This window comes from Actinoplanes sp. NPDC023936, from assembly GCF_040639325.1.
In the GTDB taxonomy this organism is placed as follows: Bacteria; Actinomycetota; Actinomycetes; order Mycobacteriales; family Micromonosporaceae; genus Actinoplanes.
The window spans coordinates 178863-197544 of the sequence record NZ_JBEZZR010000005.1 but is presented as its reverse complement, the minus strand read 5'-3'; the positions used below and the strand labels follow the sequence as shown (position 1 = coordinate 197544).

Annotated in this window: 39 protein-coding genes; 36 read left to right on the top strand and 3 right to left on the bottom strand. The window is 68.4% G+C overall.

All coding sequences use genetic code 11. The features are described from left to right. Window positions 1-1117 precede the first annotated feature (1117 nt). From AB0F72_RS09510 to AB0F72_RS09500, 3 genes are read left to right on the top strand one after another with little or no spacing between them, the layout of a single operon-like run. Complete coding sequence (locus AB0F72_RS09510) at window positions 1118-1531, top strand: hypothetical protein (protein ID WP_360427932.1); 414 nt, start codon at window positions 1118-1120, stop codon at window positions 1529-1531. A gap of 33 nt (window positions 1532-1564) precedes the next feature. Continuing rightward, entirely contained in the window at window positions 1565-2464 is a 900-nt protein-coding gene (locus AB0F72_RS09505; RefSeq protein WP_360427930.1) for an oligopeptide:H+ symporter, read from the top strand. A gap of 32 nt (window positions 2465-2496) precedes the next feature. After that, the gene (locus AB0F72_RS09500) at window positions 2497-4023 is read left to right on the top strand and encodes a recombinase family protein (RefSeq protein ID WP_360427927.1); all 1527 of its coding nucleotides are present in this window, start codon (window positions 2497-2499) and stop codon (window positions 4021-4023) included. Here the strand turns inward: AB0F72_RS09500 and AB0F72_RS09495 are convergent. Next, window positions 4003-4413, bottom strand: coding sequence for a helix-turn-helix transcriptional regulator (locus tag AB0F72_RS09495; RefSeq protein ID WP_360427924.1), 411 nt, complete (start codon window positions 4411-4413; stop codon window positions 4003-4005). The genes AB0F72_RS09500 and AB0F72_RS09495 overlap by 21 nt on opposite strands. Window positions 4414-4631: 218 nt before the next feature. On the opposite strand from AB0F72_RS09495, the gene AB0F72_RS09490 reads away from it, so the two are divergent. The 11 genes from AB0F72_RS09490 (at window position 4632) to AB0F72_RS09440 (ending at window position 8512) form a co-directional block, all read left to right on the top strand. Next, a complete protein-coding gene (locus AB0F72_RS09490) occupies window positions 4632-4904 on the top strand; it encodes a helix-turn-helix transcriptional regulator (RefSeq protein WP_360427921.1) in 273 nt (90 codons plus the stop codon). Beyond that, a complete protein-coding gene (locus tag AB0F72_RS09485) occupies window positions 4901-5077 on the top strand; it encodes a hypothetical protein (RefSeq protein WP_360427919.1) in 177 nt (58 codons plus the stop codon). The genes AB0F72_RS09490 and AB0F72_RS09485 overlap by 4 nt, the downstream gene beginning before the upstream one ends. After that, window positions 5074-5385 carry a hypothetical protein gene (locus AB0F72_RS09480; protein WP_360427916.1) on the top strand — a complete coding sequence of 104 codons (312 nt, stop codon included), beginning with the start codon at window positions 5074-5076 and terminating at the stop codon, window positions 5383-5385. The genes AB0F72_RS09485 and AB0F72_RS09480 overlap by 4 nt, the downstream gene beginning before the upstream one ends. Beyond that, window positions 5382-5585, top strand: coding sequence for a hypothetical protein (locus tag AB0F72_RS09475; protein ID WP_360427913.1), 204 nt, complete (start codon window positions 5382-5384; stop codon window positions 5583-5585). The genes AB0F72_RS09480 and AB0F72_RS09475 overlap by 4 nt, the downstream gene beginning before the upstream one ends. Before the next feature lie 278 nt (window positions 5586-5863). Continuing rightward, window positions 5864-6811: a hypothetical protein gene (locus AB0F72_RS09470; protein WP_360427911.1), complete on the top strand. Its 948-nt coding sequence runs from the start codon at window positions 5864-5866 to the stop codon at window positions 6809-6811. Beyond that, window positions 6808-6939: a hypothetical protein gene (locus AB0F72_RS09465; protein ID WP_360427908.1), complete on the top strand. Its 132-nt coding sequence runs from the start codon at window positions 6808-6810 to the stop codon at window positions 6937-6939. The genes AB0F72_RS09470 and AB0F72_RS09465 overlap by 4 nt, the downstream gene beginning before the upstream one ends. Next, window positions 6936-7181 carry a hypothetical protein gene (locus AB0F72_RS09460; protein ID WP_360427905.1) on the top strand — a complete coding sequence of 82 codons (246 nt, stop codon included), beginning with the start codon at window positions 6936-6938 and terminating at the stop codon, window positions 7179-7181. Before AB0F72_RS09465 ends, AB0F72_RS09460 begins: the two co-directional genes overlap by 4 nt. 63 nt (window positions 7182-7244) lie before the next feature. Beyond that, window positions 7245-7454: a hypothetical protein gene (locus AB0F72_RS09455; protein WP_360427903.1), complete on the top strand. Its 210-nt coding sequence runs from the start codon at window positions 7245-7247 to the stop codon at window positions 7452-7454. Then, entirely contained in the window at window positions 7451-7987 is a 537-nt protein-coding gene (locus AB0F72_RS09450; protein ID WP_360427900.1) for a hypothetical protein, read from the top strand. The genes AB0F72_RS09455 and AB0F72_RS09450 overlap by 4 nt, the downstream gene beginning before the upstream one ends. Further along, window positions 7980-8216, top strand: coding sequence for a hypothetical protein (locus AB0F72_RS09445; protein ID WP_360427897.1), 237 nt, complete (start codon window positions 7980-7982; stop codon window positions 8214-8216). Before AB0F72_RS09450 ends, AB0F72_RS09445 begins: the two co-directional genes overlap by 8 nt. Further along, window positions 8213-8512 (top strand): hypothetical protein, encoded by a 300-nt coding sequence (locus AB0F72_RS09440; RefSeq protein ID WP_360427894.1) that lies wholly within the window; start codon window positions 8213-8215, stop codon window positions 8510-8512. The genes AB0F72_RS09445 and AB0F72_RS09440 overlap by 4 nt, the downstream gene beginning before the upstream one ends. Window positions 8513-8516: 4 nt before the next feature. Here the strand turns inward: AB0F72_RS09440 and AB0F72_RS09435 are convergent, their stop codons facing one another. Further along, on the bottom strand, window positions 8517-8816 hold the full coding sequence (locus AB0F72_RS09435) for a hypothetical protein (protein WP_360427891.1): 300 nt from the start codon (window positions 8814-8816) through the stop codon (window positions 8517-8519). Window positions 8817-8936: 120 nt separating this feature from the next. On the opposite strand from AB0F72_RS09435, the gene AB0F72_RS09430 reads away from it, so the two are divergent. The 22 genes from AB0F72_RS09430 (at window position 8937) to AB0F72_RS09325 (ending at window position 18376) form a co-directional block, all read left to right on the top strand. Next, entirely contained in the window at window positions 8937-9674 is a 738-nt protein-coding gene (locus AB0F72_RS09430) for a BRO family protein (RefSeq protein ID WP_360427888.1), read from the top strand. Beyond that, the gene (locus tag AB0F72_RS09425) at window positions 9671-9886 is read left to right on the top strand and encodes a hypothetical protein (RefSeq protein ID WP_360427886.1); all 216 of its coding nucleotides are present in this window, start codon (window positions 9671-9673) and stop codon (window positions 9884-9886) included. The genes AB0F72_RS09430 and AB0F72_RS09425 overlap by 4 nt, the downstream gene beginning before the upstream one ends. Further along, window positions 9883-10194, top strand: a complete 312-nt coding sequence (locus AB0F72_RS09420; RefSeq protein ID WP_360427884.1) for a hypothetical protein — start codon at window positions 9883-9885, stop codon at window positions 10192-10194. Before AB0F72_RS09425 ends, AB0F72_RS09420 begins: the two co-directional genes overlap by 4 nt. After that, window positions 10191-10418, top strand: a complete 228-nt coding sequence (locus AB0F72_RS09415) for a hypothetical protein (protein ID WP_360427881.1) — start codon at window positions 10191-10193, stop codon at window positions 10416-10418. Before AB0F72_RS09420 ends, AB0F72_RS09415 begins: the two co-directional genes overlap by 4 nt. After that, on the top strand, window positions 10415-10735 hold the full coding sequence (locus AB0F72_RS09410) for a hypothetical protein (RefSeq protein ID WP_360427878.1): 321 nt from the start codon (window positions 10415-10417) through the stop codon (window positions 10733-10735). Before AB0F72_RS09415 ends, AB0F72_RS09410 begins: the two co-directional genes overlap by 4 nt. Beyond that, window positions 10732-10914 carry a hypothetical protein gene (locus AB0F72_RS09405; RefSeq protein ID WP_360427875.1) on the top strand — a complete coding sequence of 61 codons (183 nt, stop codon included), beginning with the start codon at window positions 10732-10734 and terminating at the stop codon, window positions 10912-10914. The genes AB0F72_RS09410 and AB0F72_RS09405 overlap by 4 nt, the downstream gene beginning before the upstream one ends. Window positions 10915-10955: 41 nt before the next feature. Continuing rightward, the gene (locus AB0F72_RS09400) at window positions 10956-12005 is read left to right on the top strand and encodes a hypothetical protein (RefSeq protein ID WP_360427872.1); all 1050 of its coding nucleotides are present in this window, start codon (window positions 10956-10958) and stop codon (window positions 12003-12005) included. Between the two features lie 8 nt (window positions 12006-12013). Further along, complete coding sequence (locus AB0F72_RS09395; RefSeq protein ID WP_360427869.1) at window positions 12014-12481, top strand: hypothetical protein; 468 nt, start codon at window positions 12014-12016, stop codon at window positions 12479-12481. Further along, window positions 12478-12849, top strand: a complete 372-nt coding sequence (locus tag AB0F72_RS09390) for a hypothetical protein (protein WP_360427866.1) — start codon at window positions 12478-12480, stop codon at window positions 12847-12849. Before AB0F72_RS09395 ends, AB0F72_RS09390 begins: the two co-directional genes overlap by 4 nt. Further along, window positions 12846-13325 carry a hypothetical protein gene (locus AB0F72_RS09385; RefSeq protein ID WP_360427863.1) on the top strand — a complete coding sequence of 160 codons (480 nt, stop codon included), beginning with the start codon at window positions 12846-12848 and terminating at the stop codon, window positions 13323-13325. The genes AB0F72_RS09390 and AB0F72_RS09385 overlap by 4 nt, the downstream gene beginning before the upstream one ends. After that, complete coding sequence (locus AB0F72_RS09380) at window positions 13322-13570, top strand: hypothetical protein (protein ID WP_360427860.1); 249 nt, start codon at window positions 13322-13324, stop codon at window positions 13568-13570. The genes AB0F72_RS09385 and AB0F72_RS09380 overlap by 4 nt, the downstream gene beginning before the upstream one ends. Next, a complete protein-coding gene (locus AB0F72_RS09375) occupies window positions 13567-13710 on the top strand; it encodes a hypothetical protein (protein ID WP_360427857.1) in 144 nt (47 codons plus the stop codon). Before AB0F72_RS09380 ends, AB0F72_RS09375 begins: the two co-directional genes overlap by 4 nt. Before the next feature lie 196 nt (window positions 13711-13906). Then, window positions 13907-14203 carry a hypothetical protein gene (locus AB0F72_RS09370; RefSeq protein WP_360427854.1) on the top strand — a complete coding sequence of 99 codons (297 nt, stop codon included), beginning with the start codon at window positions 13907-13909 and terminating at the stop codon, window positions 14201-14203. A gap of 5 nt (window positions 14204-14208) precedes the next feature. Then, window positions 14209-14829: a hypothetical protein gene (locus AB0F72_RS09365; protein WP_360427851.1), complete on the top strand. Its 621-nt coding sequence runs from the start codon at window positions 14209-14211 to the stop codon at window positions 14827-14829. Window positions 14830-15054: 225 nt separating this feature from the next. Continuing rightward, a complete protein-coding gene (locus tag AB0F72_RS09360) occupies window positions 15055-15696 on the top strand; it encodes a helix-turn-helix domain-containing protein (protein WP_360427848.1) in 642 nt (213 codons plus the stop codon). Continuing rightward, window positions 15693-15890 carry a hypothetical protein gene (locus AB0F72_RS09355; RefSeq protein ID WP_360427846.1) on the top strand — a complete coding sequence of 66 codons (198 nt, stop codon included), beginning with the start codon at window positions 15693-15695 and terminating at the stop codon, window positions 15888-15890. Before AB0F72_RS09360 ends, AB0F72_RS09355 begins: the two co-directional genes overlap by 4 nt. Then, the gene (locus tag AB0F72_RS09350) at window positions 15890-16411 is read left to right on the top strand and encodes a single-stranded DNA-binding protein (protein ID WP_360427843.1); all 522 of its coding nucleotides are present in this window, start codon (window positions 15890-15892) and stop codon (window positions 16409-16411) included. The genes AB0F72_RS09355 and AB0F72_RS09350 overlap by 1 nt, the downstream gene beginning before the upstream one ends. Window positions 16412-16414: 3 nt before the next feature. Next, window positions 16415-16624 carry a hypothetical protein gene (locus tag AB0F72_RS09345; RefSeq protein ID WP_360427840.1) on the top strand — a complete coding sequence of 70 codons (210 nt, stop codon included), beginning with the start codon at window positions 16415-16417 and terminating at the stop codon, window positions 16622-16624. Further along, window positions 16621-17124 (top strand): hypothetical protein, encoded by a 504-nt coding sequence (locus AB0F72_RS09340; protein WP_360427837.1) that lies wholly within the window; start codon window positions 16621-16623, stop codon window positions 17122-17124. The genes AB0F72_RS09345 and AB0F72_RS09340 overlap by 4 nt, the downstream gene beginning before the upstream one ends. 31 nt (window positions 17125-17155) lie before the next feature. Beyond that, window positions 17156-17707, top strand: coding sequence for a hypothetical protein (locus tag AB0F72_RS09335; RefSeq protein ID WP_360427834.1), 552 nt, complete (start codon window positions 17156-17158; stop codon window positions 17705-17707). Between the two features lie 54 nt (window positions 17708-17761). Then, a complete protein-coding gene (locus AB0F72_RS09330) occupies window positions 17762-18019 on the top strand; it encodes a MarR family transcriptional regulator (RefSeq protein WP_360427831.1) in 258 nt (85 codons plus the stop codon). Between the two features lie 54 nt (window positions 18020-18073). Beyond that, on the top strand, window positions 18074-18376 hold the full coding sequence (locus tag AB0F72_RS09325; protein WP_360427828.1) for a hypothetical protein: 303 nt from the start codon (window positions 18074-18076) through the stop codon (window positions 18374-18376). Here the strand turns inward: AB0F72_RS09325 and AB0F72_RS09320 are convergent. Further along, the gene (locus AB0F72_RS09320) at window positions 18373-18618 is read right to left on the bottom strand and encodes a hypothetical protein (protein WP_360427825.1); all 246 of its coding nucleotides are present in this window, start codon (window positions 18616-18618) and stop codon (window positions 18373-18375) included. The genes AB0F72_RS09325 and AB0F72_RS09320 overlap by 4 nt on opposite strands. Window positions 18619-18682: the final 64 nt, after the last annotated feature.

Sequence of the window (18682 nt, the reverse complement as noted above, 5' to 3'; positions counted from 1 at the left end):
GGCTGGTGGTCAGTGCTCCCGGACGCGTCAACGTTCCCCTGGGTCGGGTCATCGACGCTGCGGGGGCCAGCCGACGACCAGGGCCGGGCCGCCGCGTCAGCGCGAACCGTCGTCACCCAGCGTGCCGGCATCCGCGGTCAACGTCGCGCTTCTCGGAAACCCGCGGACGCCCCAGGCCCCGCAGAATGACGCAGACCCCATAGCGCTCCACGGTCACCGGCAACCGACCGTGACACGGTCGCATCGGCGCACTACCGGGCGGCGGCTCAGCCAGCAGGGTCAGCGCTGCGCCGACAGCACTGACCCTGCTGGCTGATTAAGGAAGTCGTTCACCGGCGGAAACGTGGGTGGGGCTTGATCACACGCTTGAGCTACGGCCGGGTGGCGCCGGCCGTAGGCCAGAGCGGTTACCCGGGCTTGATCACACGCTTGAGCTACGGCCGGGCGATGCCGGCCGTAGGCCAGAGCGGTTACCCGAGCTTGATCACATGTGTGGGCTACGGCCGGGGCGGCGGGTTCCAAGATCGGCAAGGCGGGAGGTGCCAGGTGCGAGGTGCCAGATCGAGGTGCCAGCCGCAGGACGCCAGCGCGGGGCCGGCGGGGCACGCGGGGGCGCGGGGCCGGCGGGGCACGCGGGGGCGCGCGGTCGAGGCCGAATACCTGCTGGTAGCGGGACTTTCCTAATTAGCCAGCGAGGTCAGCACTGACGACCAGCTGGTCCGGCCGGTCGTCAGCGCTGTAAGGAGGGTTGCCGGCAGCACTGAGCGCCAGCTCGTCCCGCTCGGCTGGCTGCCGGTGCTCGTGGGTGCCCGTTTTGTGAACACTGAGCGCCAGCCGGCGTCGCCGTTTCCACGATCCAGCACTGCGGGACGATGCGGAACCGCGGAACCGCCGGGCGGTGAGCGCACGCACATGGTCCGGCTGGTTCGCCGGAGCTGGGAGTCGTGCTGCGCAACCATGCACCCGTCGCCGTAGGCCGCGCAGCGGCCGGGAGTGGGCACCCAGGTCGCGCGGTAGCCACGGGACTCAGCGACGACCGTACAAAGAAGGGGTTTTGAAGGATGATCCGACACTCCATGATGGAAGGTGGCAGCGTCGCCCACCTCCAGGAGTGCCCGTGGATCTCGTCGACATCCGTGCCGGTGATCTTTTCGCACAGGGGTTTCCGGCTCTCGCGCAGGGGGTGACCTGCGTCGGCGTCATGGATCACGATTTCCGGGTGCGGTGGCCGGCGATGTACGACCGCTATCGGGCACGCTGCCGGGCCGGGATGCTGCGGCTCGGCGGGCTGATGTCGTGGAAGGCGCCGGACGGGCTGCTCGTCTACAACCTGGTGGTCGCCCAGCGGGCCGGCACGCCGCCGGACACGACCGCGTTGCGCAGTGCGCTGGCGGCGGCGCTGGACGACGCGGAGCGGCGGGAGATCCGGTCGATCGGGCTGCCGCAGCTCGGCGACTGGGACGAGGTCGGACCCGTGGTGCGCGAGGTGGCCGCCGGCAGCAATGTGCGCATTGTGGTGATGCGTTCCTGATTCACCGGCCGCGCAGGGGGTAGCTCTCCGGCCATGTCGTCGACGTTCTTCGGTCAGCCTCGCGCGCTCGCGAACCTCTTCGGGGTGGAGCTCTGGGAGCGGTTCTCGTTCTACGGCATGCAGGGCATCCTGCTGATCTACCTGTACTACTCGGCGGCCGACGGCGGGCTCGGCATCGATCAGGACACCGCGACGAGCATCGTCGGCGCGTACGGCGGCGCCGTCTACCTCTCCACGATCCTCGGCGCCTGGGTGGCCGACCGGCTGCTCGGCTCGGAACGGGTGCTGTTCCTCAGCGCGGTGCTGGTGATGCTCGGGCACATCGCCCTGGCCCTGCTGCCCGGACTGGCCGGCGTCGGCGTCGGCCTGGTGCTGATCGCGGTCGGCAGCGGCGGGGTGAAGGCCAACGCCACCTCGCTGGTCGGCAGCCTCTACGACGAGCACGACGAACGCCGCGACGCCGGGTTCTCCCTGTTCTACCTCGGCATCAACCTCGGCGCGCTGGCCGGGCCGCTGCTCACCGGCCTGCTGCAGACCAACGCCGGCTTCCACTGGGGGTTCGGGCTCGCCGCGGTCGGCATGGCGATCGGACTCGTGCAGTACACACTGGCCCGCAAGCGGATGCCGGCGGCCGGGCGGGAGGTGCCGAACCCGCTGCCCGCCCGCGGCCGTCCGATCGCCGCCGTGGCGTTCGCCGCGGCCGCCGCGATCGTGGTGCTGGCCGCCGTCACCGGGCTGCTCTCCGCCGACCGGCTGTCGAACGTGGTCGTCGCGCTCAGCGTCATCGCCGCGGTCGCCTACTTCGTGGTCATCCTCAGCAGCCGCCGGATCACCGGTGTGGAACGGCTGCGGGTGGTCGCGTTCATTCCGATGTTCCTGGCCAGCGCCGCGTTCTGGTCGCTCTACCAGCAGCAGTTCACGGTCGTGACTTAACACATCGCAGTGTTTGGGCTACGGTCCGAATCATGGATGCCACGCCACCGGTAGCTGACCTCTACGCGCGCAAAAGCAACAAGGACGGCGGGCGATCCGTAGCCCGCCAGGAACGTTCCTGGCGGATCGACTGCGCCCAGGAGGGCATCACGCCCGGCCGTGTCTTCGTCGACCCGCACTTCTCGGCGAGCCGATACGCCCGGAAGTCCCGGCCCGACTACAAAGAGCTGCTCGCCCACATCGAGTCCGCGAGCTGCCAGATGGTGTCGCTGTTCGAGTCGGCCCGCGGTGCCCGGCAGATGGGTGAATGGGTGTACTTCCTCGACCGGTGCCGCGACTTCGGTGTGCTGATCCGGGTGTACGGCGAGGACGAGCCGGTCACCTACGATCCGCGTCGGCAGCGCGACCGTGACGCGCTGATGAAGGACGGGATGGCGGCCGAGGGCGAGTCGGAACGCCTAAGTGTCCGCACGAGGGCCGGGATCACCCACTCCGCGCATCAGGGCCGGCCGCACGGGAAGGTCCCGGACGGGTACAAGCGGCTGTACACGGTGCCCGTCGCGGATGAGGACGACCTTGATGCGGAGTCCGGCAAGCTTCACATCGACCAGGTGATCGACGAGCCGCGCGCCGAGATCTACCGGGCCGCCGCCGAGGGGATTCTGAACGGGGTTCCCGTTGACTTCATTGCCCGGGTTCTGACCGCCTGGGAGGTTCCGACGCCGCGCGGGGGGAAACGCTGGTCCGGTGGCGCCCTGTACAACTCGCTGATCAGGCCGAGCATGGAGGGGCACCGGGAGCTCAACGGTGCGGTCATCACACGTAATGCCTGGCCGCCGATTCTGTCCAGCGACACGGTTAACCGGCTTCGCCGGCTCAGGGAGGCACCGCGGCCGTCACGCAGCCACAACGACACCCGGCTGAAATACATGCTGTCGGGGGCGGTCCTGTGTGGTCTTTGCCGGAAGCCGATGTCGGGTCTGGCGGACCGGCGCACCCGGCAGAACCGCTATGAATGTCAGGCCAGCCGCGGGGGCTGCTGCCGGGTTTCGGTGCTGCTGGATCCGGTTGACGATGTGGTGAACGCGATGATTGCGGCCCGCTTGCGGGAACCTGACGCGCTGGCCGTCTTTGAGGCGTCGTCGGTTGCCGATCAGCGGATCGTGGCGGCTCAGGCGAAGTTGGACGGGCTGAAGGATCGGCACAACGAGTTGACTGCTTCGGCTGCGCGGCCTGGTGGCCCGAGCATGTCGCTGGTGGCTGCCGCTGAGCGTGAGTTGCTGCCGCAGATTGAGGCGGCGTCGCGGCAGTTGCGGCAGTTGCGTACTCCGCCGGCACTGCAGGGTTTTGATCCGGCTGATCTGGCGCGGCGGTGGCTGGAGTATCCGGTGGGTGAGCGGCGGCTGGTGGCGAACACGTTGGCGGAGGTGGTGGTGTCGCCGGTTGGCCGGGGCGGCAAGTGGTCGCCGTGGCGTCTGGAGCAGTCGCGTTGGCGAAGCCAGGATCGCACGTGGGGTGACATCTGGCGGGAGCGTGGCCTAGCCGGCGTCGGTGCGTGACTGGTTTTTGCCGCGCAGGTACATGAGGTAGTCGATCCAGCTTTCGGCTTCGGCGGGGTCGAGCCGGGGGTCTTGGAGGACGTCGAGGACTTCTTGCAGTTTTGACGGCAGGGGTTTGACGGGCTGGATTTCGTCGAGGGTGAGGTAGCCGAGGCTGACGGCTGCCTCTCTCGGGTCGATGCCGGTTGCGGCGCAGAGGGCCCTGACCTGGGCGGGTTCGGGTGTGCCGGTGAGGTCGCGTTCGTAGCGGCTGATGGTTTCGCGGCTGACGCCGGATTCGGCTTCGAGGCGTTCTTGTGACCAGCCGAGGGTTTTGCGGGCGCGGCGGAGTTGTGCGCCGAACGTCTCGCCAGCCTCGATGTCGGGTTTGCCGGACCCTGCGTCATGCATGACGCAACCATAGTCCAGGGCTAGCAGGCGTGTTTGCATGTGACCACCCCGTGCAAGTGTTGACGCAACGCGGCCCCAACTGGACGCAGAGTCAAGTTACCAGGTTACGGCCGACATGGGCGCGCCAATCTATCGATCAATGAGAATGCGCTGGTCACGAACGTGGCGACATTTGCGGAAGGGTTGACGCAACGGCCCGCCTGGGCGAGACTTGCGGCATGACTGACGCAATCCAGAAGGGCGAGCGCGGCAAAGTTTCCGCGACCCCTCGGGTCGACGTCAACAGGAGCCTCTTCCTGTACGCCCTGCGCGCCAACGGCGCGATCACAGGCGAAGACCAAGCCCGAATCCTCGGAACTTCCCGCCGCAACGTCGACCACTACCTGGCCGGCACCGTGGAACCCAAACTCACCACCGCGCGCCGCATCGCCGCAGCGCTCGGCTGCCAGGTTGACGACCTGTGGCCCACCGACACCAAGGCCGCCGCATGATGGCCGACCTCGACCCCGAAACTCAGCGCCTGGTTGAGGCTGCCGTGGACGCCGCGCCCGCGCTGACCAGCGACCAGATCACTGAACTGCGGCGGGTGCTCAAGCCGGAGGCCCGCCTTCGGGTGCTGCCGCAGCGGACTACGCCGGTCGTGCAGCAGAGGCGGGCCGCATGAGCCGCTTCACCACGGGCAACCCGATCCCGGCGTCGGCCGTAGACGAACTGGTCCGCCTGGCCGCCGAACCCGGCGCAGAGTTCCGCTGCTTCCCGATCGACAAGGCGGCCGTCCTGTGCGGTGTCAGCCCCGAACTCCTCGAACTTGCCTGCGACGGCCTGGTGGTGGAGCACATCAACTTCCACGGCCAGCGCAGCATGACCATCGAGCAGATCCACCAGCTGCTACAGCGGCTCACCAGTGGAGACCTGCAAGGCAACGCACTGGCCGTGGCCTGCCGGCGGCACCTTGGCGTGGTGCCCTCATGAGCGCAGCCACGATCACTCCGTTGCCCGGCGGTAAGGCCCTGTTCGTGTGGCGCGGTATCGAGCATGTGTTCGCTGACGTGTTCGAGGCCCAGCGCGAGGCGCGTGCCCGTGGCATCCCGGTTGCTGACTGCCCGGTGACGCCGTTCGCGGCTACTCCGGTGACGGTCATCGCGACCAGCCCGGCTCTCGCTGCCCCCTGACATGCGAAAACGGCCCCCAATGCCCTGGGAGCCGTCCCGATCTTTACACCTCTGTCCGAGAGAGGCGTTATGTCTGTCGATGTTAGCGAGCCGGTGACGGTCTCGCACAGTGACCCCCGCGACAATGGCACGCCCGCTGGCACATGCGCGGACGGCCACCCGAACTGCCCCACCCCTGCCGACTGTTACCGGAGCCGGCATTCTTCCGAGACGACGTGGATCCGAGACGCCCGCAGGCGCTGCCGGTGGATCCTTGCCAACGGCCAGGTGCTCGCCTGATGTCGGCCACGGATTCGACCCGGCCGCACGGATACGCCCGGTATCGGCTCGACGGCTGCCGTTGCCTGACATGCGCGGTCGCCGTCTCCACCTACGACCGCAAGCGGGCCATGGCGATCACTGCGGGCACGTGGAAGCCGTTCACCGATGCAGCGCCTGTAAAGGAGCACCTTGCGGCACTGGCTGCGGTCGGTGTGCACCGTAAGCGCATCGAGGCACTCACGGGCGTCAGCCGGGAGACGATCGCCTCAATTCAGGGTTTGCGTAGCCGCCCGGCCACCAAGGTTCGCACCGAGACCGCCGAACTGATCCTCAGCTTGGACCCACAGCAGACCGCACCCGCCGCTGGCACGCTGATCGACGCGACGGGCAGCCATCGCCGAATTCAGGCGCTGTGCTGCATCGGCTGGACAGTCCTGGATCAGGAGCGTCTCGCTGGCCGCGCGAAAGGCAGCCTTCAGCAGGTGCTCGGGCAGGACCGGGTAACGGCAGCGATGGCGCAGGCAATCACCGCCCTGTACGACCGGCTGTCGATGACTCCGGCGCCTGCCGGGCGATCGAGCACGGGGGCGAAGCAGCGAGCCGCCGAGCGCGGCTGGGTTCCGCCGCTGGAGTGGGATGACGACACGATCGATAGCCCGGTTGCTGTCTCTGCGTCGGAGGGCGAGGCTGCCGCGCTGCAGCGCTTCGCTGAGGCGTTCCTGTCTGCCGAGGCGGAGGGTCTTTCCCGGCCGCAGATGGCAGCCCGGTTTGGGATGTCCGTGCATGCGATCAAGCGGCGGGTGACCGACGTTCGAGCGCTCGGCTTGCTGCCGGCTGTCGAGTTGTCTCCTTGCGGGACGCGTGCGGCCTATGTGCGGCATCTGCGGCGCGGCGAGTTGGCGGATGAGGCCTGTCGTCGGGCGAACGCCGAGTACCAGACGACCAGCCAGGCGGTGGCCGCATGAGCCCCCGCATGTGGCTGCGCGCCCTCCGCATCCGCCGCAACCGCAAGCATGTCGCCCCGTACAGCCCGGCGGATCTCCGCGAGCTGCGTGACGAGTCGCCGCGCCCGTTCGGACAGGACGGACGGTGACCGCCGCGCTGCTGGCCGGTTGGGCTGGCCTTCTGCTGTCGCTGCTGGTCCGTACTGGCTGGGCGTACCGCCGTGGCCTGCTGGCCGGTCAGCGCCAGGCGGAGCTCACCCACGGCTGGCATCAGCACGTTCCCGGCGATCCGAATCCGTCTGAGGTCCCCAAGCCCCGGCGCCGTTCCCCGAACCGTCAGGTGAAGCGCGAGCCGGCCCCCCCGCCGCGTCCGGTGTTCCACGACCGCTGACCGCCGGTCTTCCCCTCCCCCATCCCTCGCGTCCTTATCCGCTTCCTGTCCTTGGGGGCTGTTGTGCAAATTGTTGAAGATCGCCGGTATGAGGGCCGCCATCGCGCCCCGGTCGGCGAGGAGACGGCGAAGCTGCTGGTCAAGTACCCGGTGAGTCCCGGCGATGTCGAGTTCCGGTCGAAGTCGCTGGCGGACGATCACGCCCCGACCCGTGTAATCCGGTTCCCTCGCGCCCTGCTCTCCCAGGTGCGCGCCCTGTGGGGTGCCCAGTGACCGCGCTGGTGGACTGGCCGGACGGCATGACCGTGTGGGATCTGGTCGAGCTGGCCGCCGCGGATCCGGGGTCGGCGCTGCTGGGGGTCGTGTCGGCGGCTTTCTGGCTGGTGGTGCTCGGGGCGGCGGTGTCAATCGCCGGCTACCTGATCGGCGTCTGCCGTCGAGCGCCGAAGTCCGATGCCGTGATCGCGCGTGACCCGAGTGACCTGACCGCCGTCGCCGATGCGGTGGCTGAGGGGCCTGTCGCTGACGCCGGCGTGGTGGTGCAGGACGGCCCGGACTTCGTGCGGCGTCCGCGTCCGGTGAATGAGCGGCGCGACAGCCGCTGGGCGGCGCGGAACGGCAACCGGGGCGACTACTTCACTGAGGCGTCGCTGAGCTCGACCGCCCAAAACGCTGACTGGATCACGCGGCGGCAGCAGGAGCAGGAAGCGCAGCTTGGTATCGCCAAGCTTGAGCGGCTTCTGGCGGCGAAGGCTGCGGAGACTGAGACCACGCAGGAGATCAAGCGGGGTGATCCCGGTGAGTGACTGGCTGCGTGGCGCAGGGTTTGGGCTGTTGGCGATGTACGCCCTGGCTGCGGGCTCTTTGGTGGCCAGTGTTGTCGCTGCGCTATGGGCTGGTCGGCCCGGTCGTGGTCGGCGGCGAGTGCGGACCGCCGTCAAGCAGGAGATGGCGCAGCACCGGGTGATCCCTTTGCAGCGGGATCCGTTCTGGCACGAGTTCATCGATTCGCGGCCGGGCGGTGATGAGCGGTGACCGCGCACGCCGAGGTCAACGCGATGCTGGTCGAGCTCCAGGGCGAGCCGGTGTGGCGGTTCCTGTCGGACGGCACGTGCCGCCACCTCCTGCCCCGTGATGGCGCGCCGATTGCTGCGTGCGGGCACAGGTCGTGGGCGGCCTGGGAGTGGCTGGGCACGTCGGACGCTGAGCGGCAGGCGATGCGCCGGCTGCGGCCTTGTCTGGGCTGTGTGCGGATGTCCGGGTGCCCGCATGTGGTGCGCCGGTCGGCTGGGCGGGCGGAGATGCCGTGGTCGTGGGGGCGAGTGGCGTGAGCGCCTACGACGTTCGCATGGCGGGCGGCTGGCCCGGCTTGCGGGGCTTCGGCCGCATGCCCGGCTTGATGCCCGGCTTTGCTGGCTCAATGCCGTGGTCGCGAGCGATCTTTCGAACATACGCGGCGGTGAATCCGCTGGTGGTGGCTACGACGGTGGGCGGCACGCCTGCTCGTAGAGCCGTGACGACTGTTCCGATGACGTCTTCGCGGGCCTTCTCAAAAGCCGTCTCGGCGTGGGCGTATGTGGTCCGGGCTTCGGTGAGCCGGGCGAGTGCCTCCTCTGGGGTGGCGGTTTCTGACATGCGGTCAAGGTACCGCAACTCTGTTGCGCTTGTCAGGTGCGGTGCGCTAGTCTATTGCGCAGAAGCAAAGCGCATCTTCATTGCGCATTCAATGATCGCTTCGTTGAAAGAGGTAGAGCGTTGACGCTCCCCCGCACCCTTCCAGCCCGCCAAGGCAGCAGCCCATTCGACGCGATCCGCAACATCACCGCCGAAGGCGTCGAATGGTGGTCCGCTCGCCAACTCATGCCCCTGCTCGGATACACGAAGTGGGAACGCTTCGAGGACGCCATATCGAGGGCACGCCTCGCCGCCAAGAACTCCGGCTTCGACCCCGATATCGAAGCTTCCCGGCTCCGGGAACCTTTCGGGAGCACCAATCAGGTTGGCACCAACTACCGACTGAGCCGGTACGGCGCTTACCTCGTGGCCATGAACGGTGATCCGCGCAAGCCCGAGATCGCCCACGCGCAGACCTACTTCGCGGTGAAGACCCGCGAGGCCGAGGTCGCGGCCCGCGTCCCGACCCAGGCACCCGCACAGATGGACGACCTCGACCTTGCGGAGATGATCCTGCGGTCACTGCGCGTCCAGCGGCAGCAGCTCGCCGAGGTCCAGGAGAACCAGCGGGAACTCACCGCCCGGATGGACGGCATCGAGGGCCTGCACGACTGGTTCAGCGCCCTGGCCTACGCCAAGATGAACTTCCTCTCGACCGAGCGCGGATACCTCCAGAGGCTCGGCACTGCCGCAGGCCGTATCACCCGGCACATGGGCTACGAGCCCAAGAAGACCCAGCACGGCCTGTACGGCACGGTGAACATGTACCCGCTCGCCGCCCTTGATGGCGCGGTTGAGGCGCTGGGTGGTGCGTCGTGACCGCCGCCGAGCCGTTCGAGGCGACCCGGCTTCCCGAGCTTCCGATCGACGACGTCACCCGCGAAGCCTTCTCCGACCTGATGACCGCCGTGGCTGGCTTCCCGTACCCCGGCGACAAGTCGAACGCCCTCGCCTACGGGCTGCGCTGGCTGCGCGCCAACCCCGACCGGGCCGACGTGCTGCTCGGCCGCACGAACGGAGCCACCGCATGACCTACGCCGTGATTCTCCAGTACCCCGGTGACGGGCAACTCGAAGAGAGCCGGGCCGAGTTCTTCACCAGCCTCGACGACGCGGTCGCCTGGCGCGACCGACAGAAAGAGAACTGGCTCAAGGTCTTCCGCGTCGAGGAGATCTCCGAATCGGCGCACTGGGACTGGGGCATCACCGTTCCCGATTCCGACAAAGACCCGCTGGTCTACGTCAGCGAGTCCGCCGCCCGCAACAGTCTGTCCGGCTGCTGGGTCCTGGTGAAGCGCCGCCGGGGCACCTCGACGTGGGTTTCCGGTGATGCCGCGTGACCGCCGCTCTGGACGCGATCACCCGCTCCGACTTCGGTGAGCCGCTGCCCGGTGACGCCGAAATCGCCGCCGTGTTCGAGCTGCACTGCCAGTGGGCGGACGCCGACTACCTGGCCCGCCGTGACGCCGAGACTTTGGCGGACTGGCTGGCCGAGCAGTGCCCCGCCCACGAGGACGGCGGCACCGGCGACGTCTGCGACGAGTGCGCGGAGCTGGCCGCATGACCGCCGTCGACCCGCTGCACATGGTGCGGCTGCACACCGGGGCTGTAGCGCCTGCCGGGGCGGTCACCGCCACGTTCACGACGCTGAAGCGGATGCTCGACGACCCGAAGCTGTACATCCCGCTGATCGAGCTGCGGGAGCTCGCCGACGACCCGGCGTATGTGCCGTTCGGTTCCGCCGTGCCGCCGCTGATCGGCTTCGGGCTGCTCGGCGGGAACGGCCGGCTGCACGCCCACATCCGCGACATCGTCCGGGCGGCGCTGGTCTGGGACGACGGCACCCTCGAAGTGATCGACCCGGTGCGGGGTGCCGCATGACCGTCCCCGACCTTGAGGCCATCACCGCCGAGTTCCTGCCCGTCTGCGGCCCCTGCGACCTGGGTGTGCCCGCCAAGTGCGTGTGTTCGCAACGCGACCACCGGCCCGTGATGCTCCAACTCGTTCGCGAGATCGAACGCCTCCGCGCCGTCGTTGCCGAGCCATACCCCAACCCCTGACTTCCCGCTCAGCCCTATTTATTCCACGAGGGAGAACACTCATGGCTTTCAAGCTTCAGACCCGCCAGCCGACCGGCCGCGTCCCCTGGCCCCTCGTCCTCGTCGAAGGCCCGGAGAAGTCCGGCAAGAGCTACGGCATCGCCGTCCTGTCCGCCTCCGAGAAGGTCGGACAGACCTACTGGATCGACCTCGCCGAGGGATCCGCCGACGAGTACGGCGCCATCGACGGCGCGCGGTACGTGGTCGTCGAGCACGACGGCACCTGGGCCACCATCTTCGGCTCCGTCGAAGCCATCTACGCCGAGGCGCAGCGGGCCAGCGACGCCGGCGAACCGCCCGTCGTGCTGGCGATCGACTCAATGACCGCCGAGTGGAACATGCTGAAGGACTGGGCATCCAACCGGGCGCGCGGATCGAACAGCAACAAGCGCAAGCTTGCCGCCGACCCGCAGGCCGAAATCACCGTTCCGGCGAACTACTGGAACGACGCGAACTCCCGGCACGCGAAGTTGATGCGGCTGCTCATGACGTTCCCCGGCATTGCGGTCATCACTGCCCGCGGCAAGTGGGTGGCGGCGATCGGCGAGAACGGCCAGCCGGTCGAGGGCAAGAAGGAATACAAGGTCGAGGGGCAGAAGAACCTCGCCTTCGACGCGTCCTGCTGGGTGCGGTTGGACCGCGAGGAGCCGGCCAAGGTGATCGGCCTTCGGTCGGTGCACGCCGGTGTCCGTCCCGGCAGGGACGAGCCGAAGGAGTTGCCGGATGACTGGACGCTGGAATGGCTGGTATTCGAGGCGTTGCGCTGCGACCCGCACGGCACCCACGCCCGGCAGTTGACGGAGTTGCAGCCGGGCGATGAGGCCCCGGAGTCGCCCCGTTTCGCCGAGATCGCAACGGCGATCGCTGACGCGAAGACGCTCGACGACCTGAAAGCGGCGTGGGATCTGATCCAGCCGGCGCTCAACGGTGAGGAGATCCGCGCGGACGAGGCCGATGTTGCGTCGGCGGCGGTGAAGGCCCGCAAGGTGGAGATCGAGGCGCTGGGTGCCGCCGACTCCGATCAGGGCGAGCCGGTGGGGGCTTCGGCCTGATGGGTGACATGAAGCAGGCTGCGCGGTCGGCTCTGGCCGCGCAGCTCGTCTCCAAGCTGGTCGACGAGCACGGTGCCGGGTTCAAGCATTCCCTGCGTGCGGCGATGGCGGATACGGGTGCTGAGCGGGTGCGGGTCCTCGACGACGACGGCACTGACCTTGGTGCGGTGTCGATGTCGTCGGGCAGGGTTGCGGCGAAGGTTACCGACCCGGCTGCGTTCCTGGCGTGGGTGGCTGACCGGTATCCGTCGGAGCTTGTCCAGGCAGTCCGGGAGTCGTTCACCCGTAAGGTGCTCGACCACGCGGTTGCGGTCGGGGATCCGGTGGACGCCGGTACGGGCGAGGTCATTCCGGGTGTCGAGATCTCGACGGGCGAATCATTCCTGACGGTCCGTCCGACTGCTGAGGCTCGGGTGCGGATGCGGGAGACGCTGCGTGCGTCGGGCCTGCTGTCGCTGTCGGCAGGTGCCGAATGAGTGACCTGACGCACGCCCAGATCGAGAGCAAACTGCGTCACCTGGTGAATGACCTGACGTTGGCGCAGTCCAGTCTGCGAGCGGCGCGTGACGCCGAGGTGGATGCGAAGCACGCCTACGAGTCGGCTCACCGGCGGGCGCTGCTGTCGGAGGAGTGCCCGAAGGTCACGCGTGGCGGTTTCACGACGGCGGAGCGGGATGCGTGGGTGGCGGAGCAGGCCGCCGAGTTGGAACGGGTTTTCGATCTGGCGGAGGCGAACAGGAAGGCGGCCGAGGACTATCTGCGGACGGTCCGGGACCAGGCGATGATCGTGATGGCTCTCGGTAAGTCGGTGCAGAGTGCCTTCTCGCTGGCTGGTGTCGCATGAAGCGCACCGCTCTGCCCCGGAAGACGCCGCTGCGTCGCACCGCCTTGCAGCTGGCCTCCCCGAGGCACACCCGCACTGCTGTCCCGAAGCGCCGCACCGGCTCGATTGTCCCGCCGAAGGTGCGCGCCGCGCTCAAGCAGCGTTCGGGTGGCGTGTGCGAGATCCAGACGCCGGGCTGTGGCGGCCTGGCCACCGATGACAGCCACCGGCTGAAGGTAGGGATGGGCGGGCGGCGGGGTGCTGCCGCGGCCCGGCATCACGTGCTGTCTCAGCTTCTCCACTCTTGCCGTTCCTGTCATCGCGGTCTTCACGAGGCCCCGGCTGCCGCGTACTGGCAGGGCCGAATGCTGCGCGAGGGCGAGGACCCGCGCGAGGTCCCGGTGCTCTACCGGCAGCACTGGGTGCTGCTCGACGACCTGGGCGGCGTGACGCCCACCAACAAGACCACCGCCGAGGAGGCGACGAGATGTCCGTGAACGACCGTTTGTTCGACGAGCTGCTGCGGCCGGTTGTCGACGACTACTACGAGACGGCGGAGACGGTCGCCGTGCTGGTGTCGCAGCCCGCCAAGAAGGACGGGATCAAGGCGCTGACGTTGCAGGAGCGGATGCGGACCTTGCAGGAGGTCGGTGACCGGGTGGCCCGCGTCCTGGAGGTCGCCGAGCCGCTGTGGGAGGACATGCGTGCCCTGGCGGGCCTGCCGGAGTGGGTGGCGTCATGACGGACCTGTGGACGCCTGACGACGAGCACCGTGACGCGGAGATCGCCCAGCTGGAGGCCGCGTTCGCCCTGGATTCCCCTGACGACGAGCGGCCCGCGTTCGACGGCCACGACGACGACTACGACCGGGAGGCGTCGTGAATCTGCGCTGCAACGCCGGCGGCACTTTCGAGGAGACGGAATCCCAAGCCGCCGTGTTCCGGCCCAGCTGTGTGCACCCGCCGACTCACCGGTTCCGCAAGGCCGGCAGCACTGAGCCGTGGGGATTTCGGTGCACGGAGCATGTGCGCTGGCTGGACGTCCACTACTGCGAGATCGAGCCGCTGGCGGTGCCCCGGTGATGCGCTGGTGGCGTGCCCTGGTCGCCTGGCTCCGCGATCGGCGCGCGAAGCGGGACCGGCACGACGACCTGCGGGTGCTGCGGGCGCTCACCATGCACCGCACATCCAGCGGCGAGATGGTCCCGGCGACCGATGGGATTGTGGCCTGGTTTGCGGGCATCCCGCTGCACCGCGCTGTTGGGTCACTATCGCGGCTGGTGGCGGACGGGCAGGTGCTGCGGATCTGGGATGACCGTGACGGCCGCCTGCGGTACCGGATCACCGGGTCCCGGCTCATGGGGGTCGAGCGGTGAGCGTCATGACCGAAGCCCGCACGTGGACGCTGACGATTCCCGCGCCGGACAAGATGCTGTCCGCGAACACCCGGCTGCACTGGCGCACCCTGCGCCGCGTCGCGAAAGCGTGGCGCGAGGCGTCCTACACGTACGCCCAGCAGGCGAAGTTGCCCGTCGGCCTGGACCGGGTGCGGATCGACATCACCCTGCACCACACCGTGAACCGGGATCGGGACGACGCGAACTGGTATCCGTACCTCGGGAAGCCGATTACCGATGGACTCGGGGCGCAGCGGACCGTGCAGCAGAAGGACGGCGCCACCCGCGTCGAGGTCGGCTACGGGCTGGTCCCGGACGACAGCCCTGCCCACGTGGATGGGCCGTTCATGCATCTCGGCGACAAGGTGTCCCGCAAGGAGTACCCGCTCGGGCTTGCCGTCGTGACGATCGTGGACCTGTCTGGTGAGCCGAGCAGTGTGTTCCAGACGGAACGGCGAGTCACGTCGGCGACCACGGTGTGGACGTTCCGTTGCCCGGCGCGGCATCAGGTGACGGTGACGCTGCGCCACGGTGAGGCCGAGGTGCAGGACGAGTACCGGGCGCTGTTCGAGGCTCAGCATGTCGGCTGCGAGGCCGCGTCGTGACCGCCGAGCTGATCCGGCTGCCTCGCCGCGCCCCTGAGGCTCCCGCTGATGTGCCGAGCAAATGCCGCAGCGAGGAAGCCCCCGGCAGCCCCGCCCGGCCGTGCACCAAGCCGGGTTCTCTGCCGCGCTGCCTGCTGTGCCCGGACTCGCCGACCTACTGGCGGAGGGCGGCCTGACATGGCACCGAAGAAGATGCGGGCCATCTGCCTGCGCCACAGCCGGTACATGATCGGCTGCGACGACTGCCGCACCACATCAGCGGCCCGGAACCGCAACCGGACCCGGCTCATCGCCTACGGCCAATGGCAAGGGCTGGTCGACATCGAGCCGGTACGCCAGCACTTGAAATCCCTGACCAGCGGCACCGCCGGGCGCACCATGCGCGACATCGCCCGGACGGCGAACGTCAGCCCGAGCGTCGTCGACCGCATCCTCACCGGCAAACAGCCGACCCTGCGATCCGCGACCGCAAAGGCATTGCTTGGTGTGCCCCTCACGCCCACACCGTCGTCGCGGGTCTCCTCGCTCGGCACTGCCCGCCGGCTGCAAGCACTCATGGCTGCGGGCTGGGATGCGCAGCCCCTCGCGGACCGGCTCGGCGTGAACGTGCAACAGGTCCGCAAGTGGCGGTACCGCTACCAGGAACGGATCACCTACCTGCGGCACCAGGCCATCGCAGCCCTGTACCGAGAGCTTGAATGCCGCACCGGGCCGTCTGAGCCCGCCCGCATTCAGGCCCGGACGCTCGGCTACGCACCACCGGTCTGCTGGGACGACGACGGCGACCTCGACGACGTGCGCGGTCGCCCGAAGAGCTTCAAGAAGCGCCACAACCACCCCACCCCGATCAAGGAGAAGGCAGCATGACCGACCCCCACAAGCAGCACCCCGACGACTTCGACGACACCAAGACCGCCGCGTACGGCGCGTTCATCGGCCACACGGCCGGGCACGGCGAGGAACTGCCGCCGTTCACCCGAGTGCAGGGCCAGGCGTTCGACGTCGCCATCACAGAGGCGTTCGACGCCGGCTGGCGGGCGCGGGCGGAGGTGACGGTCTGATGGCACAGGGAGACATCAACATCACGGTGATCGGCAATCTCACCGCCGATCCTGATCTTCGTTTTACGCCGTCTGGTGCTGGGGTCGCCCAGTTCACGGTCGCTTCGACGCCGCGCCAGCTCGACAAGCAGTCGGGTGAGTGGAAGGACGGGACGCCGACGTTCCTGGACTGCAAGGTGTGGCGCGACGCCGCAGAGCATGTCGCCGAGAGCCTGGCCCGTGGCGCGCGGGTGATCGTGACCGGCCGTCTCCGGCAGGAGAACTGGGAGGACAAGCAGTCCGGCCAGAAGCGCTCCAAGTTGGTGCTCGACGTCGACGAGATCGGCCCGTCGCTGCGCTACGCCACGGCGAAGGTGCAGAAGATGCAGCGCTCGGGCGGCTCCGGTGGCGGCCGTCAGGAGTCGAGCGGCGGTGGCCGCGGTGACACCTACAACGACCCGTGGGCGACGACGGCGGCATCTGGCGGGCAGTCGGGTGGCGGCGGCAAGTCGTCGTTCGAAGACGACAGCCCGCCGTTCTAGATCATGACCGCCTCGACCACGGACCGGGTAGACACGCTTGCCGCCGCCTTGCACGACACGTACTGCCTGCTCGGTGCCCGCTCGGGCCACACGTATTCACGCGGGCACATCGAAGGCGACGCCCGCTGGGCGGCGCATCTGATGGCCCGTCTCGCGAAGGACGGCCTGACCGTCTCCCCCATTCCTGATCACCAACCTGAAGGAGCACCGTGACCAACCGACTCGACCGTGAGCAGCTTCGCCAGGACGTCCGCGACGCCAACTATGCGGGCCGTCGCACCGCGCCGTCCGCCATCGCCTGGATCGCCGCGCTCGTCGGTGTCGTCGCCGTGATCGCCCTGGTCGCCTACGGGGTGAAGGTTGCGTTCGCGCCGGCGAAGGGTGCCGGTGACACGGTCCGGCAGAACGAGGACGTCAACAACCGGGTCGCTCAGCAGCGGGCGTTCGTGAACCTGCATGAGGGCGTGCAGGCCGACGACCTGAAGATTCAGGTGCTCGCCGATGCCGCTGCTGCGAACCCGGCGGACCCGAAAGCGAAGACCGACCTGCAGGGCACGCAGCTGATCTGCCTGGGCCGGGTCGCGGACTACAACGCCAAGGTGCAGGAGACCCTCGCCGCCAAATGGCTGCCTGCTGATCTGCCGGCCCGTCTGGGCGCGGATCCGTCGACTGACTGCAAGCCGAACACCGTTCCGTCCCCCGCCGCGTCCTGACCCCCCCAAATCTCGAAGGAGACCGATCTTCATGATTCGCATTCGCAGCATTAGCGCCGTACTCGTCGCGATGGTCACCACGTTCGCCTTGGCCGGGTGTGTCAGCGACGGCCCCGACAAGGATTCGGCGCAGGGCAAGAAGCAGATCGCCATGGAGGAGTCGCAGGCGCAGGCGGAGAAGCTGGTGCCGTATCCGGCGAAGGAGATGGCGTTCCCGCTGACCCGCCAGAACCTGTCGGAGCGGCTGAAGCGGATGAACGACCCGAACCACATCTCGTACGTGTATCAGCTGTCGTACACGGGTGAACCGATCAACTACATGGTCATCAAGGGTCAGCTCACGTACGGCGGGCAGCAGCTCAACCCCTCGGATGCGGTCATCGACGCCTGCTCGAACGCCTCCGAGTACTGCCCTCAGCTGGTGGAGGGCCCCGGCGACGACAACGTGTACGGGCCGGGCGGGGACTACTGGTTCGGGTTCACGGCGAACAACGTGATGGTGACGTTCACCGGCCAGTTCCTGCAGTCGGATGCACCGCTGACGCTGGCGAAGCCGGTCCCGGATCTCACCCCGAAGAAGTAGCCGTCCGGGCGCGGCTCGTCGCGGGCCGCGCCCCTTCCCCTTTTGGAGGTTCCGATGACGGCTGACTCTGTGACCGCCGAGGTGGTTCCGCTGCTCACCCCGACGCAGCGCCAGATCTTGGAGTTCATTCGCGGGTTCTTCGCCGTGCACCGCTATCCGCCGACGATCCGGGAGATCGGGGACGGTGTGCACCTGTCGCCGTCGGCGATCCACTACCAGGTCGGGCAGCTGCTGGAGAAGGGCTGGATTCGGCGCGTGCCGGGCCTGCCGCGCACGATCGAAGTGCTGGATCCGGCGACGGGCGGCGAGTGATGGTCCGCACGCTGGACGAGATCCGCGCTGAGCGTCCGCCGCTCGGGGACTGCCGTGCCTGACATCGAGTACGGCTATGCCCGTGACCAGCAGTGGGAGGTGTGCGCGCATGTTGAGGGCGCGGACCGGATGGTGTGTGGCCGGCTCAAGGGCGTGATCCTGGTGTCGATCGAGGATCCGGGTGCTGACCTGCACTCAAAGTGCCGGGACCTGCTGGCGGCGGGCGTGTACGAGTCGCCGCCGCGCCGGAGAGGGCCGCGCTGCCGGGTGTGCGGGGAGATCGTGGCGCTGGTCGGCGGGCTGGCTGGACCGCACGGCGGCTGCGTTGGCGTGAACCTGCCGCCGAGGGGTGGCTAGCGGTCGGTGGGCTCGCCCATCGCTTCACGGGCCTTGCGGTACCAGGCCATCGGGACGAAGACGCCGAGATCCTTGCCGTGCTTTTGCACGACGATATGCGCCTCTTCCTCGGTGGCCTGCTGGATCTCGGGCCCGAGTGTTTTGCGGAGGGCTTCTACTCCCATCGGCTTCATGCGCACGTCGTGATCGTACAGCGAACCGTACGGAGTTCCTTGAGCCTGCCCCGTCACGATGATCGACATATTGCACTCCTTAAGCTTGCCCTTGGTACTTCCTTAAGGAATACGGTACGGTGGGTGGGACCGC

Excerpts from the sequence above, each read along its gene's own strand:
- AB0F72_RS09500 (WP_360427927.1), top strand. The coding sequence starts at position 2,497 with ATGGATGCCACGCCACCGGTAGCTGACCTCTACGCGCGCAAAAGCAAC.
- AB0F72_RS09405 (WP_360427875.1), top strand. The coding sequence starts at position 10,732 with ATGACCGTCCCCGACCTTGAGGCCATCACCGCCGAGTTCCTGCCCGTC.
- AB0F72_RS09355 (WP_360427846.1), top strand. The coding sequence starts at position 15,693 with ATGACCGACCCCCACAAGCAGCACCCCGACGACTTCGACGACACCAAG.
- AB0F72_RS09505 (WP_360427930.1), top strand. The coding sequence starts at position 1,565 with ATGTCGTCGACGTTCTTCGGTCAGCCTCGCGCGCTCGCGAACCTCTTC.
- AB0F72_RS09360 (WP_360427848.1), top strand. The coding sequence starts at position 15,055 with ATGATCGGCTGCGACGACTGCCGCACCACATCAGCGGCCCGGAACCGC.
- AB0F72_RS09475 (WP_360427913.1), top strand. The coding sequence starts at position 5,382 with ATGAGCGCAGCCACGATCACTCCGTTGCCCGGCGGTAAGGCCCTGTTC.
- AB0F72_RS09395 (WP_360427869.1), top strand. The coding sequence starts at position 12,014 with ATGAAGCAGGCTGCGCGGTCGGCTCTGGCCGCGCAGCTCGTCTCCAAG.
- AB0F72_RS09490 (WP_360427921.1), top strand. The coding sequence starts at position 4,632 with ATGACTGACGCAATCCAGAAGGGCGAGCGCGGCAAAGTTTCCGCGACC.
- AB0F72_RS09470 (WP_360427911.1), top strand. The coding sequence starts at position 5,864 with ATGTCGGCCACGGATTCGACCCGGCCGCACGGATACGCCCGGTATCGG.
- AB0F72_RS09465 (WP_360427908.1), top strand. The coding sequence starts at position 6,808 with ATGAGCCCCCGCATGTGGCTGCGCGCCCTCCGCATCCGCCGCAACCGC.
- AB0F72_RS09435 (WP_360427891.1), bottom strand. The coding sequence starts at position 8,816 with ATGTCAGAAACCGCCACCCCAGAGGAGGCACTCGCCCGGCTCACCGAA.
- AB0F72_RS09320 (WP_360427825.1), bottom strand. The coding sequence starts at position 18,618 with ATGTCGATCATCGTGACGGGGCAGGCTCAAGGAACTCCGTACGGTTCG.
- AB0F72_RS09485 (WP_360427919.1), top strand. The coding sequence starts at position 4,901 with ATGATGGCCGACCTCGACCCCGAAACTCAGCGCCTGGTTGAGGCTGCC.
- AB0F72_RS09365 (WP_360427851.1), top strand. The coding sequence starts at position 14,209 with ATGACCGAAGCCCGCACGTGGACGCTGACGATTCCCGCGCCGGACAAG.
- AB0F72_RS09335 (WP_360427834.1), top strand. The coding sequence starts at position 17,156 with ATGATTCGCATTCGCAGCATTAGCGCCGTACTCGTCGCGATGGTCACC.
- AB0F72_RS09330 (WP_360427831.1), top strand. The coding sequence starts at position 17,762 with ATGACGGCTGACTCTGTGACCGCCGAGGTGGTTCCGCTGCTCACCCCG.
- AB0F72_RS09420 (WP_360427884.1), top strand. The coding sequence starts at position 9,883 with ATGACCTACGCCGTGATTCTCCAGTACCCCGGTGACGGGCAACTCGAA.
- AB0F72_RS09495 (WP_360427924.1), bottom strand. The coding sequence starts at position 4,413 with ATGCATGACGCAGGGTCCGGCAAACCCGACATCGAGGCTGGCGAGACG.
- AB0F72_RS09345 (WP_360427840.1), top strand. The coding sequence starts at position 16,415 with ATGACCGCCTCGACCACGGACCGGGTAGACACGCTTGCCGCCGCCTTG.
- AB0F72_RS09480 (WP_360427916.1), top strand. The coding sequence starts at position 5,074 with ATGAGCCGCTTCACCACGGGCAACCCGATCCCGGCGTCGGCCGTAGAC.
- AB0F72_RS09390 (WP_360427866.1), top strand. The coding sequence starts at position 12,478 with ATGAGTGACCTGACGCACGCCCAGATCGAGAGCAAACTGCGTCACCTG.
- AB0F72_RS09410 (WP_360427878.1), top strand. The coding sequence starts at position 10,415 with ATGACCGCCGTCGACCCGCTGCACATGGTGCGGCTGCACACCGGGGCT.
- AB0F72_RS09350 (WP_360427843.1), top strand. The coding sequence starts at position 15,890 with ATGGCACAGGGAGACATCAACATCACGGTGATCGGCAATCTCACCGCC.
- AB0F72_RS09400 (WP_360427872.1), top strand. The coding sequence starts at position 10,956 with ATGGCTTTCAAGCTTCAGACCCGCCAGCCGACCGGCCGCGTCCCCTGG.
- AB0F72_RS09385 (WP_360427863.1), top strand. The coding sequence starts at position 12,846 with ATGAAGCGCACCGCTCTGCCCCGGAAGACGCCGCTGCGTCGCACCGCC.
- AB0F72_RS09375 (WP_360427857.1), top strand. The coding sequence starts at position 13,567 with ATGACGGACCTGTGGACGCCTGACGACGAGCACCGTGACGCGGAGATC.